We start from the raw sequence: 15244 nt of genomic DNA on the forward strand, positions 1-15244 counted from the left end.
GAAGCTAAAAACAACATAGTAGTACTTGCCCAAAAAAATAAGAAGAATTCATTATACTTATAATCTAATTAATTATGATTTTTTGTGTTTTACTTTGATTATCATTTACGACCGTTGCAAAATACACACCACTTCCCATCATTGAAATATCAACGGTATTAATTAAATTTAAGTGACTTATAGGCTTATTCAATACCAATCGCCCTTGTATATCATATAGATTGACCTCTGAAGGAGTACTTAACTCTCCTTTAATAATTAAGGATTTAGGATTAATCGTTGTATATATATGTATATAATCTAACTCATTATTTCCTGCTGATAATACTGAAGAAGATATACGAAGATAGAAACGACCTGTGCCATTCAACTCTACATTAGGAGTAAACGTATAATCACTCGAGTTTAATAATGTAACTGTATTGGCAACATTATCTTCTAAATACACCTCAGCATTACTTGGTAAAGTACTTTCACTAATACTAAAGGTTATTTGCTCTCCTTGATTTGAATTGACTCCCAACGGAATTATTGTATTTACTAAATCTGAAGGATTTAATGCCTGTAAAGCTATTGGAAGTCCTGTATTATCTTCTACTAAATGTGAATAGAATGCAAAACTAGGTGCTGTATTACCCAAAATTTTACCATCATATCCTAGATCTAAACCTTGAGTTGCATTATCGTTAAAATAGAATTCAGTTCTATAGTCATTATTAGCTGTACTAGCGTTAAGTTTTAAAAAGGTTAATATATCTGCGCTACGTCCTGCAATGAAATCATCATCAGAACCTATAGCCCTCATCGATGTATCAAAAGTAATATCATAATCATTTACATGAGCAGCATCTGCAGCAACAAAGAACCCTTGTCCAGGTGCCATCAATCTATCACCTGCATTAGCTAATGTAATAACATCCCAACCATTTGACCCATTGCCATCATAACCATATATACCAGATATATCCTCTAAAATGTCAATATTTTTTACAGTTGGTGCAGTTTGATAGTTTAAGAAATCTGCAATGCTAATGTATGAAGGATATGGATTACCTATTAAATTCCAATCTGGGTAAGCCGAGCCAGAATTTATAATATCTACAGTAACAGGTGTTGTTAAGGTAGTCCCTGTAAAAGTTAATGTAGTACCACCAACTGTAGCTGCTCTATAACCTATACCACTATTTAAAGTTGTTGTTGTTTCATCCGTGTAATTGACGAACCAGTCTGTTGTTGTTTTGTCAAAATGCCCAAATAAATAAGTTCTTGGATTATCGTTTCCGTCATTTAATATATCAGTCGCATTTGTACCAGATAATAAAAAATCTGTCCACGTTTGTCCTGAAAGTGGTGGAGAAATAAGATCATTACCACCAGTATTGGCATTAACATACCTCTCATATTTAACAATCCCTTCAACTGTTCCATTAGAAATTAAACTCGAATATAACTGTGACGTAGAATTTAGAATCGTTTCGTTAGCTTTTAATGTTATACCTGTATTTACAGTTAATGCTGCATCAGGATCTACTGTGATAATATCAGCTATTGTATGCTTTGAAATTACAGCCTCACCTGCTTCAATTATAATTTCACCATTAGAATTAGATCCATTATTTGGATCACTTGGAGACCAACCATTATTATAAGTATAGGTTTTTACTTCACTTTCTGTAATGACTAAGAATTCATTTATAGAAGGGTTCCAAATCTCATCTACATTACCTGATGGCCAACGTACAACTACTTTTTCTACTTTAGTACTTACTCCAATTCCGAAATGTTGTGTAAACGTATTTACCAAACCATAGCCTTCGCCAGAGCGAACATCTCTTATTTGTTTCCCCCAAGTACCATATACTTCTACTCGTGCACCAATACCGTTTATATTGCTATCGGTTCCTTTTAATTGAATGTTTAGAAAGTTGTTTGTGTTTCCATCATTTAACCAAACTTTATCTTTTATTGAACTTGGATTATTAAATCCAGTAGCATAACCCGCATAAATATCTAAGAACCCATCATGATTTATATCTCCTACAGAGAAAGAATGAATTTTATTGGAGTTAAATGGATTTGGTGCATTCTGAAAAGTACCATCTCCGTTGTTATAGAAAATGAAATGATTACCAATTCCTGAAACCATTAAATCGACAAATCCATCATTATTAAAATCTTTAAAGAACCCTTGAATACCATAAATATTAGATGCACTTAGAAAGGGTAATAAACCACTACCAGCAGTAATTTCAGTAAAGGTTCCATCACCGTTATTTCTCATTAAATTAGGATCTTCATAGTGGTTTATTATGATGGCATCTAAATCACCATCATTATCAATATCACCAAAATCAGATAACCAAGATTGAGCTCCAATTTTAAGATTAGCTTGCGCAGCAACTTCGGTATAATTATTGTTACCATCATTTTGCCATAACATATTAATACGCTTTGGATCATTGGGATCAGATACACCACCTCTACATTTAGAAATATAAAGATCGAGATCACCATCATTATCATAATCCATCCACATGCTTGCATAATTTCCTGAATTATCACTAATAGGAGTTGTTTCAGTGCTTATTAAATTGGCATCAAATGAGAATGTGCCATCTTGATTATTTTCAAATGCTTTTGATTCTGCGTGATCATGACATGCAAAAATATCTGCCCAACCGTCATTATTTATATCTGCAAAATTTACACCTTGCAAAAACAAACTCGAATTGGGTATATTAGACTGTGAGTATGAGTTGTTACCATTATTATTTTTGATAATTTTTAAGTTATCATAATAACCACCTGACATCACATCATTATAGCCATTGTGATCAAAGTCAGCAATAGCAGTTCCCCATTGTTTGTTACTACTTACACTACCATGATTGAAGCTTGTAAACTGTTCACCGATCCCATTTTGATATTGGATACGAAGTTCCCTAGCATTGTTAAACTGTACAATATCATCTTTTCCGTCACCATTCATATCGATGACTCCCATAGTTACTCCACTATAATTGTCTTGACCTAGAAAAAGATCCGTATTGTCTGTAAAGGCTACTGTGTTTTCTCCTGGATTACTATTATTTACTGCTATTAAAGTTGTTGCTTGGTCAGATTGTAGACCATCATTGACTGTTAATGTTACTGTGAACTCAGCCGAACTCGTAAATACATGACTAGCCGTGATACCTGATGCAGTGGTGCCATCTCCAAAATCCCAAAAATATGATAGTGTATCGCCATCAGCATCTGTTGAAGCTGAAGCATCGAAATCAACACTCAAAGGCGCAGGTCCATTTACTGTAGATGCTGTAAATAAGGCTACTGGTGGAGAAGACGTTGTTGGAGTCAAACTATTAATCCAATCTTCAATTAATTGAACACCTGCTGTATCCACTACATCTTTTGCTATAGGCGGCATTTCAACACCATTTTGTGTAGAATTCATTCTAAAATGTGCCATAGAATTTAAAACATCTTGAGGAATGATGACCTTAGGATTGCTTAAACCTTGATCATAAACAATATCACCATAAATAATGTTTTGATTCTCTATTGGAGTTGTATAACGTGCATCAAACATAGCTATATTATCAACAGTTGGGTTGTGACAACTTGCGCAGTTTACATCTATGTAAGATCTTGCTCTGTCTTCAATTGAAGCGCTTAAATCGTTTTTTGCAGCTACGGCTGAATACGTACTAACATTGCCAGAGGTAATCGTTTCAGTTATAAGTCCAAGTTCACTAAAATTAACGAGTTGATTCATCGTAATTCCAGAACTAGGATATAATATTGCTTTATTTAGGTGTCTTGTTTTTGGCCCTAAAACACTGCCGTTTTGAGGAAAATGACAAGACGCACACTCGTTTCTACTTGGGTAGTGCCATGATTGTGTCTGTCCATTTACAACTACGTCTTCATCAACAGCAGCATTTAATAGGGTTGCATCAGTTTGAGCATTATTCCACTTATATGTTAAATAATAATATACATCATCGTCACCCTTAACCTCAAATCGTGTTTCAAGACGTTGTCCGCCTATCTCAAAATGTTTAATTAAGACTGAGCCTTGAGGAAAGTCCCAAGCGTCATCATTTGAAAATGTAATTTGCTCGTCAGCAGTATCGTAAGAGCCATCGTTTGGTATGGCCATCCATCTTTTTTTTGCAGCTCCATCAGACCAAAAAGGTTCAATCATATCGTATGGGATGAGCCCTGGGCTAGGGATCAGTGTTGTTAAATTAGAAAAAGCCCCAGTTTGTGATAGTAAAGTTGGAATGCCATTATTACCTGAAGGCGTAGTCGTTGGCAAATTCCCATTAAGAAATTTGGCAATCGCTATAGCACTTATGGCTGGATTCATTAATGCAATTGTTTGAGAATTATTTGAGTTTATAAGCTCAACACTTCTTTTAAATGTAGTAATAGTATTGTTGTCTTGCAATTGTTCAAACTTGTATGATCCTGAAGTTAGTTTTTCATGATCTGCAACTGCTAAAAGTTCATAATCTGAATAATTTGAAGAATTAATTCGAGACTCATTAAAATATAGAACTGTAAGTGCTGTAATTACTACAGTTAAAAATGTAATAAGTTTCTTGTTCGTCATTTTCTATGTGTGATTAACAAAAAATACATGCAAAATAAATATGTGCTATTAATACATAAACTGAAAAAAAGACTTATCTGAAAAATCGAAAGCATTAATAAAGTATTTAGCGTGCAGATTTATGTCATATTTTTATTAATTATTGTTTTACTAGGTACGCTTGAAATAATTTCAAACATGATTTGTATTACAAGATGATTAATAATTACACCTGATTGTAATATTTTCGTTTATCGTATAGGTTTATAGGCTATAGTACTTTTTTAGGCGTACTTAAAGCATTGCTAGATAAGATTTTAAACGGTAAGAACATACTGTCATAAGCAACTATAATTCTTATGAATGCCTATTTAACCTTACTCCTCATGACCAACTTATGGATTAATCTAGGAGATAACCGTTTTACAAAAACACCAAATTTTTCAAACTTACCAATGTAAGCTTCAAATTTTTCTTTACGAATAGCTTTTATCATCTTTTTCACGAAGACATTAACGTCTAATCCGTTTTCGGTCATTTCATCTTGGAAGTCTTGTTTGCTACCATCTGCAGTTAAGGCATTGCGAGCTACATTGGTGTTTACAAAACCTGGACATATTAGCGTTACTTTTACATTGTCTTTATCGTGCTCTAAACGTAAAGCATCAAAAAAACCATGTAAGGCGTGTTTTGCACCGCAATAAGCAGATCTGTAATGCGAGCTAAACTTTCCCATGAGACTAGATACCACAACATAATGTCCAGATGCATTAGATACAAAATGTGACAAGAGCGCTTTAGATAACGCAACAGTCCCTAAATAATCTATTTCCATTAATTTTTTATCGACTTCAATAGATGTTTCTATAATTGGTGAGCGTTGACTAATACCACCATTATTGATTAGAATATCAACTCTGCCGAATAAAGCGATAGCGCTTTCAACAATGGGCTTCATGTTTTTATAATCTGCTAAGTCTAAAGTCAAGACTTTTACTTGCTCTGGGTTCGTGCATTTACTTTTTACAGCTACCAATTCAGCTTTCCTACGAGAAGATAAAATGAGTTTACAATCTTGCTTAGCTAATTCTATGGCTAGTGCTTTACCAATACCACTAGAAGCACCAGTAATCCAAACCACTTTATTTGTAAATGTCATATTAAAGTTTTTATTAAGTATTTCTATTCAACAGTGAGACTGTTTACTGGGACTGTTCACTGCGAACTGAATTTAACCATTCCTCTCTTAAATCATCAGAAATTTTACCTGTGCCATCGTGTTTCCAACCTGGTGGTTTAAACAAATAAAGTATTCTGTTTTTTAAAGATTTTCTCCCATAAAAAGCATCTTTAAACATATTAATCCATTCTATAAAAGCAATCTTAATAGGATTAAAGGTTTTAATGTTTGCGACCAAACCATATTTTACTCTTTCGGTTTCTAACTCAGGTTGAAAGGTACCAAAGAGTTTATCCCAAATAATCAGAATTCCGGCATGATTTCTATCAAGGTATAATGGGTTGCTTCCATGATGCACGCGATGATGCGATGGTGTATTAAAAATAGCCTCAAACCATTTCGGCATTTTATTTATGGCTTCTGTATGTATCCAAAATTGATATAGCAAACTAATGGACATTTGTAGCAATATCATTGCGGGATGAAAACCGATGAGAGGTAACCACAACCAGAAAATAAAGGTGTAAAAGCCACCAGACCAAGTTTGTCTTAGTGCTGTACTTAGATTATAATGTTCAGATGAATGATGTACGACATGAGAAGCCCAAAACAAACGACACTCATGCGACACGCGATGAAACCAATAGTATGATAAGTCATCTACAAAAAATAACAAAGCAAAAGACCACCATTCTACAGGAATTGTAAACAGTCTAAAATTGTCATAAATCCAAAAGAAAATCAGTAGGACTAAAGCTTTACTTGCAAAGCCTAAAATAACATTTCCCAAACCCATAGCAATAGAAGAGAAAGCATCCTTTGCTTCATAGGTTTTTATATGCTTTTTGGCAGTGACGTACAATTCCAAAAGCATTGCCAAAATAAAAAATGGAATAGCGTATAGAATTATATTAGGAAAGTCTGGCATTAAATTTTTCTTTAAAAATAGCTTTTTTGAGATAAATAATAGTGTAAAGATTGCGAGTTGTTTATTTTTATCTTTTAATTTTTAAAAATTAATATATGAGGATAAGGTTATGCATTCTTTTGGTTTGTTTTATTGTTAGTGATTCTTTTTCACAAGTTGACGAATCCCAAACAGGAGCTTGGTATATGTATTTTTATAGCCACCAGTTTAAAGAAAGCCAATGGGGAATTCAAGGAGATTTTCAGTATAGAGATTGGCAAGGTTTAGGTGATAAAGAGCAATTATTATTGCGTTCTGGTATTACATTTTCACCTAAAGATGCAGGTGTTAAATTTACACTTGGTTATGGAAATGTAACCACAGGTCAATATGGCGAAAGTGATGATACGTCTGCAGAAAGTAGAATTTACCAAGAAGCATTAATTCCACAAAAGCTAGGAAACAGCTTCTATTTAACCCATCGTTTTAGATATGAGCAACGTTTTGTAGAAGATCAGGATTTTAGAACACGATATAGGTATAATCTATTTTTAAATATACCTATAAACAAAAAGGAATTGTCAGAAAAAGCAATATATATAGCTCTATATAATGAACTCTTTATTAACGGCGGTACAGATATTGGTGATGGTAGAGAAGTGCAAATATTTGACAGAAATCGTACTTATCTTGGATTTGGCTATGTGTTATGTCCAAAAATACGCTTTCAGTTGGGTTGGATGAACCAAAAGACAGTGACTTGGGGTAAAGGACAGCTACAGTTTAGTATGCATCACAAAATCTAAGATGATAAAAGCCGCTTATCATAAGTATATTCTTAATTTTAAAAGGCCTAGTGGTACATCACGAGGTATTATGAAGACTAAGGAAACTTGGTTTATTATTTTAGAAAAAGAAGGTAAAAAAGGAATTGGTGAGTGTGGTATTTTAAGAGGCTTATCTATTGATGATAAACCAGATTACGAAGCCAAGCTAAATTGGACTTGTAATAACATTCACTTAGGCTTAAAAAAGCTTTTAGAAGCATTAATAGAATTTCCAAGCATTCAGTTTGGATTAGAAATAGCTTTTAAGTCTTTAGAAAGTTCAGATGAATTTCAGCTATTTCCTTCTGAATTTACTGAGGGCTTTGATAGTATTCCTATTAATGGTTTAGTTTGGATGGGTAATGAAGGTTTTATGCGAGAACAAATCAAAGAAAGAATAGAAGTAGGATTTGATTGTATAAAACTAAAAATTGGCGCTATTGATTTTCAAACTGAATTAAATATTCTAAAATCTATACGAAAAGAATTTTCAACTTCAGATATTGAGTTACGTGTCGATGCTAACGGAGCGTTTTCGCCAGATGATGCTTTGGAAAAATTGAAACGGCTTTCAGAATACCAATTGCATTCCATTGAGCAGCCTATAAAACATGGACAATGGGAAGAGATGGCTACACTATGTGAGCAAACACCGCTAGATATTGCTTTAGATGAAGAATTGATTGGCGTTTTTTCTGTATCAAAAAGAAAAAAGTTGTTGCAAACTATAAAACCACAATATATTATTTTAAAGCCTAGTCTAATAGGTGGTTTTCATAATACCAATAATTGGATAATGCTCGCAAAACAGAACGATGCAGATTGGTGGATTACGAGTGCATTAGAAAGTAACATTGGTTTAAATGCCATTGCACAATATACGTACACCAAAAAGAGTACAATGCCTCAAGGCTTAGGCACAGGTAGTTTGTTTACTAATAATTTTGATTCGCCATTAATTGTAAAAAATGGTACTTTGCACTACGATAATAATGAAAACTGGAATTTTAATTTATAATTATGAATTATATACAACAAGCCTATAAAGGACAACGCGAATTATGGATGTTTCTTCTAACGACCACTTTGGTTGCAGGAATATTCATTGCCAATTTTGTGTTTTATTTATTTTCTGATCCTGGTGATTTAGATGCGGCAATGGATATGATGAGAAATTGGCCTCCAAATGTGTCATTAATTGTCAATTTAATACCGTTTGTATTCTTATTAGGTCTACTGTTTATATTGGTGAAATTTATTCACCAACGCAGTGTTTTATCGCTAACAACAGCACGTTCAAAAGTTGATTTTAAGCGTATTTTATTTTCGTTTTTAATGATATGTACCTTTACTTTAGTAACATTTTTCATTGGTTATTCAATAGATTCATCTGAAATAGTGTATCAGTTTAATCCTAGTAAATTTGCCATCTTATTTCTAATAAGTATTATTTTATTTCCATTTCAAATAGGGTTAGAAGAGTATTTGTTTAGAGGTTATTTAATGCAACATATTGGTATTTTAGTGAAAAATAAGTGGTTTCCTTTAATATTTACATCTGTCTTATTTGGTATTGCACATAGTGCTAATCCAGAAGTTGGAGCAATAGGTTTTTGGAAAATGATGATTTTCTATGTGGGTACAGGTTTATTGCTAGGTATTATGACACTTATGGATGACGGCTTAGAGCTTGCATTAGGCTTTCATCTAGGAAATAACTTGTTGGCTTCATTATTAGTGACTGCAGATTGGACAGCACTGCAAACCGATGCCATTTTTAAAAGTACGGCAGACCCTTCTATGAGTATGACTTCTGAAATTTTACTTCCTGTATTGATAGTGTATCCAATAATGTTATTAATTTTATCTAAGCGTTACGGCTGGAAAAATTGGAAAGATAGATTATTTGGAAAAGTTGAAGAGCCACCAAAAGAAGATTATAAAATAATTGAATAATTAATGACACCAAAGTATAACAAAGTACATAACCGTTTTAAATTTAATGGACTTCATTTTAATTTTGAAGAGTTAAAGGAGGTGGCTTACAGTCTTATAAAAGAAGGTGAGCCTTTTGAAAAAGTTACGGGTAACTTTTTAATTGATTGGTTGAATAGTAAGGATTTTCTTTATGTACAGACTTCTGGCTCTACAGGTTATCCAAAACAAATTAAGTTAAAAAAGCAAGCCATGGTTAATTCTGCCATTGCTACAGGAAATTTCTTTGGTTTAGAGCCTGGCGATAATGCATTGCATTGTTTGCCTAGTCATTATATAGCAGGCAAAATGATGTTTGTACGTGCTTTGGTTTTGGGATTAGAATTAGATTTTGTTGAACCTGCTTCGCATCCTATTTTTGATTATGAAAAGCACTATGATTTTTGTGCTATGGTGCCAATTCAATTAAAGAATACAATTAACTATGTTCAAAATATAAAAACGATAATTGTAGGAGGTTCTATGGTGACTAAGCCATTAGCAGCAAAAATCAAAGAGTCCACATCCAGATTTTATGAAACTTATGGAATGACAGAAACGGTAACGCATGTCGCTATAAAGCAATTAGAATCTAAATCAAACAAAGGAGAGGAATACTTTAACGCATTGTCAGATATTAGATTTAGCCAAGACGATAAACAACGTTTAATTATACACGCACCCAAACTAGTTGAAGAAGATTTAGTTACTAATGATCTTGTTGACTTAAAATCTGAAACCAGTTTCAAACTGCTTGGAAGATATGATAATGTAATTAATTCTGGAGGAGTAAAGTTATTTCCAGAACAGATTGAAGTAAAATTACAACCAGTAATTGAAGAGCGCTATATCATTGCAAGTGAACAAGACACGACTCTTGGTGAAAAACTGATTCTTATTGTTGAAAATCCATTAGATTCGGTTGATGCTATTCTTGAAAAAATTAAAGAACTGAAAACTTTAGATAAGTTCGAGATTCCAAAGAAAATCTACACCCTCAGTAAGTTCCCTGAAACTAATAATGGAAAAATTCAGCGGAAAAAAACTGTGAAAGCTGTTCTTGGTTAGTTAACTCATTGAAACTTACACTTTACTCATTATTGGTTTTAAAAAATGATGCTTGTTTATAGGTTTACAAAAACTTATAACACAATCATTATGAAAAATTTAGGACTTATTTTATGCATTGTGCTTGCTTCATTGCAAATAAATGCACAAGAAAAAAAAATTACAGGCATTGTTACATCTGCTTCAGATGGATTGCCACTTCCTGGAGCTAACGTTCACATAAAGGGCAGTAAGCAAGGTACAACTACAGATTTTGATGGTAAATATTCAATTACAGCAGAGCTAGGCGATATCTTGGTGTTTAAATACGTTGGATTTATTCCTGAAAAGCAAACCGTAGGTGATTCTCAAATAATTAATGTAGCACTAAAAGAAGATCAAAATTCTTTAGACGAAGTTGTTATAGTTGGTTATGGCACTACTACTAAACGATCTTTTGCTGGTTCAGTATCAGTAGTAGGTACACCGAGTAAAGCACAACTAAGAAAACAAGAAAAAAAGAGATTTCACAATAAAATAGCTAAGCAATTAGCTGGCAAAACTGCTGGTGTTTCTGTAAGAGGTACAAAATCTGTGAATTCCACAAATATTTTATATATAGTAGATGGAGTTCCTGTTCAGAAAAGTTACAATTCATTAATTGAACAAATAAAACCAGTGGCTATAGATAAAGTTAATGTCTATAAATCTTCTGAGGCAATTGATAAGTTCGGAAACTCAGCTAAAGACGGTTGCATTGTTATTACCACAAAAAGCGGAAATTATCGCATTCAAAATGATGAAGATTATGCAAATATCAATGAAAACGATTTTGAGCGTACTAATCTATCACCTTTATCAACGTTTTCAATTGATGTAGACAAAGCGTCTTATAGCAATGTAAGGAGAATGATAAATAATGGTCAGCCCATTCCTGGTGATGCAGTTAAAATTGAAGAAATGGTAAATTATTTTAACTATAATTATCCTCAACCAACAGATGAGCATCCATTTTCTATACATACAGAAGTTGTCAATACACCATGGCACAATCAAACACAATTAGTTAGAATAGGATTACAAGGTAAAACTTATGAAAATGAAGATTTACCAACATCTAATCTTACATTCTTAATCGATGTATCTGGTTCTATGAGTTCTCAGAATAAATTGCCATTATTAAAAAGTGCATTTAGGCTATTGGTTAATCAGTTAAGACCTAAAGACAAAGTTTCTATTGTGGTTTACGCAGGCGCTGCAGGAGTTGTTTTAGCACCAACTTCGGGCGACAATAAAGAAAAGATTTTAGCAGCATTAGATAATTTACAGTCTGGTGGCTCAACAGCAGGTGGTGCAGGAATAAACCTGGCATATAAATTAGCTGAAAAGCATTTTAAGAAGAACGGTAATAATCGTGTTATTCTTGCAACAGATGGAGATTTCAATGTTGGAGCATCTAGCAATAGTGATATGAAAAGTCTAATAGAAGAAAAAAGAAAGTCTGGAGTGTTCTTATCTGTCTTAGGTTTTGGATATGGTAATTATAAAGATTCTAAGCTCGAAACTTTAGCAGACAAAGGCAATGGAAATCATGCATATATTGACAATATGCAAGAAGCCCAAAAAGTTTTTGGAAAAGAGTTTGGAGGTACATTATTTACAATAGCTAAAGATGTAAAAATTCAAGTGGAATTTAATCCGAAAAAAGTACAAGCTTATCGTTTAATAGGTTATGAAAACAGATTATTGGCAGATGAAGATTTTGTAGATGACACCAAGGATGCAGGTGAATTGGGAAGTGGTCATACAGTTACGGCTTTATATGAAATTATTCCGACTGGAATTGATAGTGATTATCTAAAAACGGTTCCTGAATTAAAGTACACGCAAAATCAGGCTAAAGCTAATTTTGAAGATGAATTGTTTACAGTAAAATTTAGATATAAAAAGCCAGATGAATCTAAAAGTATCGAAATGGTGCATATTCAAAATACAAAAATTTCTGATGCTTCTATTGATATGAATTTTGCCTCTGCAGTTGCACTATTTGGTATGCAATTGAGAAATTCGAAGTATTACAATAAGACAGAAGTATCAAAAGTGATAGAGCTAGCAGAAAATGGTAGAGGAGAAGATAAAGAAGGTTATAGAGCTGAATTTATTAGACTAGTAAAGTCATATGATAATTTAAAATAAGATTTAAAAGAAGCAAAGAAAAAACCCAATGCTGCTGCATTGGGTTTTTCTATATTTATATAATCTAAAAAATTAATTTCCTTCAGATAAGTTTTTCATTTCATTTTCAACCATTTCATAGAATTGGTCAATTTTTGGTAATACAACAATACGTGTACGTCTGTTTTTTGCTCTGTTTTCAGCAGTATCATTTTCTACTAAAGGCACATGAGAGCTGCGACCAGCTGCAATTAACTGCTGAGAATTTACACCTAAGCTTTCTAAAACTCTTACTACTGAAGTTGCACGTTTCACACTCAAATCCCAGTTGTCTAATAATGGTGGTTTACTGTAAGATACATTATCAGTATGAGACTCTACCATAGCTTCAAAATCTGGTTTACTGTTTATTACTTTGGCAACTTTACCTAATATTTCATTAGCTCTCGATGTTACGTTGTAGCTTCCACTCTGAAATAATAATTTATCAGCAATAGAAATAAATACAACACCCTTTTCTACATTAATTTCAATATCAGAATCGTTCATACCTACCTCTTTTTTAAGGCTAGTAACAATAGCTAAGGTAACACTGTCTTTGCGTGTTAAAGCATCTTGTAAGCGCGTAATCTTAAGATTACTCTCTCTAAGACTTTCCAGAGATTTTTCAAGATTTGTGGCGCCCTTACTCGTCAATTCAGTTAAGTCTTGTGAGCTTTTTATCAACGCATCATTACTTTTTCGCATATCAGCTAATTGCTCTTTCATAGCTTCGACACGTGCATTTGCAGCAGCAGCATCTGACAGACAACTATTTAATTTCACAGTCGCTGTATTCAGTAAATCTTGAGTTTCTTGTTGTTTTGCTTCAAGTGCTAGATAATCTTTCTTCGATACGCAAGATGCCAACATCAATGAACAAACACCTAATAACATTAATTTTTTCATAATTATGGATTATAGTTTTAATTGTTAATTATAACGATTCAAAATTATAGAAAAGAAGAGAGTGCTAAACATTGATTAACAAAAACTTTAACAGTTTTATGAACAATTAGAATGTTTTGTTCTTTTTAATGAAATAAGACCAGACAATTGAATTTGTTTGATAGTATTTTGAACGCTTTGGTAATTGTTTACGCTGTTTCAAAAGTCTTCCTAAATTCATGTAAAAAGAGCCATGAGCTTTAAAAATAGCAAATAAGTATTGTGGTTTTAATTGTAATAAAAATCGAAAAGCTGCAAAACCATCAAGTATCATTCTTACAATGACTCTTGCAAAAACATTTTTGTCTGTATTTTTTACAAGTGTGAAAAGACTATTTCTGAAATTGAGATACGTCTTTTTTGGGTTTGTATCACTTAGAGTTGCACCACCAACATGATAAACCGTTGATGTGCCAATATACTTGCTTTTATGATTGGTATTGAAAGCGCGCCAACACAAATCAATTTCTTCCATATGTGCAAAGTAAGATTCATCAAAACCATTTAAAGTTTTGAAAACTGAACTTTTAATGAAAAAACATGCACCAGAAGCCCAAAAAATATCTTTAGTATCGTTGTATTGTCCTTTGTCTTCTTCAATAGTATCAAAGATGCGACCACGACAAAACGGATAGCCATATTTATCTATATATCCACCAGCTGCGCCAGCATATTCAAAACAAGACTTATTTTTGTAGTCTAAAATTTTGGGTTGAATAATTGCTGTATCAGGATTAGAATTAAATTCATTAATAACGGGTTGTAACCAATTTTCGGTAACTTCTATATCACTATTCAATAAGCAGAGTAGTGGTTTATTGACGTGTTGCAAGGCTAGATTATAACCCTTAGCATAACCACCATTTTCTAAATTCTGAATTAATCCTACATTAGGAAAATGCTCAGATACAAAAGCTACAGAGTCGTCAGTTGAAGCATTATCAGCAACATATATTTTAGCATCATTAGAATACTTTATAACCGAAGGTAAGAACTGCTCAAGCAATGTCTTTCCATTCCAGTTTAAAATAACTACAGCTATGTCTTTGGTTTGTAGCATTTAGTTTTTTGTATAATTCGGAATGTCTTCTAAAAACGAATAACGTTCCCTTTCCATATCCATTTCACAATAATAATGATTTAAACCATTAGTTACCATTAAGTATGAAGCATTTAAAACTAAATTGTAGCGTGCTATTTGATCAAAAGTGGTTTGGTCTATTTGTATGTTGTGTGATTTACACTCCACAATTAAATGAATGCTTCCGTCAGAATTAAAGACAACAATATCGTAACGTTTTTTTAATCCATTAATAGTCAATTCTTTTTCAACATTAATCAGAGATTTCGGGAATTTCTTTTGATTAATTAGATAATGCACACAGTGTTGTCTCACCCATTCTTCGGGTTGAAGAATGATGAATTTTTTCCGAATGACATCAAAAATAGAAACTTTATTTTCTGTACTTTTGAATCGGTATTCAAACTTTGGAAAGTTGAGTTCTTGCACTACACAAAATTAAAGCTATAATGTCATTCAGACAAACAAT

Annotated in this window: 11 protein-coding genes; 5 read left to right on the forward strand and 6 right to left on the reverse strand. The window is 32.9% G+C overall.

All coding sequences use genetic code 11. The features are described 5' to 3' along the window. Positions 1–64 precede the first annotated feature (64 nt). From Q0822_RS08715 to Q0822_RS08725, 3 genes are all read right to left on the reverse strand, one after another. Positions 65–4618 carry an FG-GAP-like repeat-containing protein gene (locus Q0822_RS08715; protein WP_299122612.1) on the reverse strand — a complete coding sequence of 1518 codons (4554 nt, stop codon included), beginning with the start codon at positions 4616–4618 and terminating at the stop codon, positions 65–67. 346 nt (positions 4619–4964) lie between these two features. After that, a complete protein-coding gene (locus Q0822_RS08720) occupies positions 4965–5756 on the reverse strand; it encodes an SDR family oxidoreductase (protein ID WP_299122613.1) in 792 nt (263 codons plus the stop codon). A gap of 43 nt (positions 5757–5799) precedes the next feature. After that, positions 5800–6705 (reverse strand): sterol desaturase family protein, encoded by a 906-nt coding sequence (locus Q0822_RS08725; protein WP_299122614.1) that lies wholly within the window; start codon positions 6703–6705, stop codon positions 5800–5802. A 95-nt stretch (positions 6706–6800) separates the two neighbouring features. Here Q0822_RS08725 and Q0822_RS08730 point away from each other — a divergent pair, with 95 nt between their 5' ends. The 5 genes from Q0822_RS08730 to Q0822_RS08750 all read left to right on the forward strand — a co-directional run bounded on the left by Q0822_RS08730 (position 6801) and on the right by Q0822_RS08750 (position 12728). Next, positions 6801–7490: a DUF2490 domain-containing protein gene (locus Q0822_RS08730; RefSeq protein WP_299122615.1), complete on the forward strand. Its 690-nt coding sequence runs from the start codon at positions 6801–6803 to the stop codon at positions 7488–7490. A gap of 1 nt (position 7491) precedes the next feature. Beyond that, positions 7492–8529, forward strand: a complete 1038-nt coding sequence (locus tag Q0822_RS08735; RefSeq protein WP_299122616.1) for an o-succinylbenzoate synthase — start codon at positions 7492–7494, stop codon at positions 8527–8529. Positions 8530–8531: 2 nt separating this feature from the next. Then, positions 8532–9467: a type II CAAX endopeptidase family protein gene (locus Q0822_RS08740; protein WP_299122617.1), complete on the forward strand. Its 936-nt coding sequence runs from the start codon at positions 8532–8534 to the stop codon at positions 9465–9467. A gap of 3 nt (positions 9468–9470) precedes the next feature. Then, positions 9471–10553, forward strand: a complete 1083-nt coding sequence (locus Q0822_RS08745) for an AMP-binding protein (RefSeq protein WP_299122618.1) — start codon at positions 9471–9473, stop codon at positions 10551–10553. Positions 10554–10643: 90 nt separating this feature from the next. Continuing rightward, complete coding sequence (locus Q0822_RS08750) at positions 10644–12728, forward strand: von Willebrand factor type A domain-containing protein (RefSeq protein WP_299122620.1); 2085 nt, start codon at positions 10644–10646, stop codon at positions 12726–12728. A 72-nt stretch (positions 12729–12800) separates the two neighbouring features. On the opposite strand, the gene Q0822_RS08755 is transcribed toward Q0822_RS08750, so the two are convergent. From Q0822_RS08755 to Q0822_RS08765, 3 genes are all read right to left on the reverse strand, one after another. Next, positions 12801–13655, reverse strand: a complete 855-nt coding sequence (locus Q0822_RS08755; RefSeq protein WP_299122621.1) for an OmpA family protein — start codon at positions 13653–13655, stop codon at positions 12801–12803. 106 nt (positions 13656–13761) lie between these two features. Next, positions 13762–14754, reverse strand: coding sequence for a glycosyltransferase family 2 protein (locus Q0822_RS08760; protein ID WP_299122622.1), 993 nt, complete (start codon positions 14752–14754; stop codon positions 13762–13764). Continuing rightward, positions 14755–15204, reverse strand: coding sequence for a type I restriction enzyme HsdR N-terminal domain-containing protein (locus tag Q0822_RS08765; RefSeq protein ID WP_299122624.1), 450 nt, complete (start codon positions 15202–15204; stop codon positions 14755–14757). It lies immediately after the preceding gene. Positions 15205–15244: the final 40 nt, after the last annotated feature.

The organism is uncultured Winogradskyella sp., from assembly GCF_947496485.1.
In the GTDB taxonomy this organism is placed as follows: Bacteria; Bacteroidota; Bacteroidia; order Flavobacteriales; family Flavobacteriaceae; genus Winogradskyella.

Excerpts from the sequence above, each read along its gene's own strand:
- Q0822_RS08715 (WP_299122612.1), bottom strand. The coding sequence starts at position 4,618 with ATGACGAACAAGAAACTTATTACATTTTTAACTGTAGTAATTACAGCA.
- Q0822_RS08720 (WP_299122613.1), bottom strand. The coding sequence starts at position 5,756 with ATGACATTTACAAATAAAGTGGTTTGGATTACTGGTGCTTCTAGTGGT.
- Q0822_RS08725 (WP_299122614.1), bottom strand. The coding sequence starts at position 6,705 with ATGCCAGACTTTCCTAATATAATTCTATACGCTATTCCATTTTTTATT.
- Q0822_RS08730 (WP_299122615.1), top strand. The coding sequence starts at position 6,801 with ATGAGGATAAGGTTATGCATTCTTTTGGTTTGTTTTATTGTTAGTGAT.
- Q0822_RS08735 (WP_299122616.1), top strand. The coding sequence starts at position 7,492 with ATGATAAAAGCCGCTTATCATAAGTATATTCTTAATTTTAAAAGGCCT.
- Q0822_RS08740 (WP_299122617.1), top strand. The coding sequence starts at position 8,532 with ATGAATTATATACAACAAGCCTATAAAGGACAACGCGAATTATGGATG.
- Q0822_RS08745 (WP_299122618.1), top strand. The coding sequence starts at position 9,471 with ATGACACCAAAGTATAACAAAGTACATAACCGTTTTAAATTTAATGGA.
- Q0822_RS08750 (WP_299122620.1), top strand. The coding sequence starts at position 10,644 with ATGAAAAATTTAGGACTTATTTTATGCATTGTGCTTGCTTCATTGCAA.
- Q0822_RS08755 (WP_299122621.1), bottom strand. The coding sequence starts at position 13,655 with ATGAAAAAATTAATGTTATTAGGTGTTTGTTCATTGATGTTGGCATCT.
- Q0822_RS08760 (WP_299122622.1), bottom strand. The coding sequence starts at position 14,754 with ATGCTACAAACCAAAGACATAGCTGTAGTTATTTTAAACTGGAATGGA.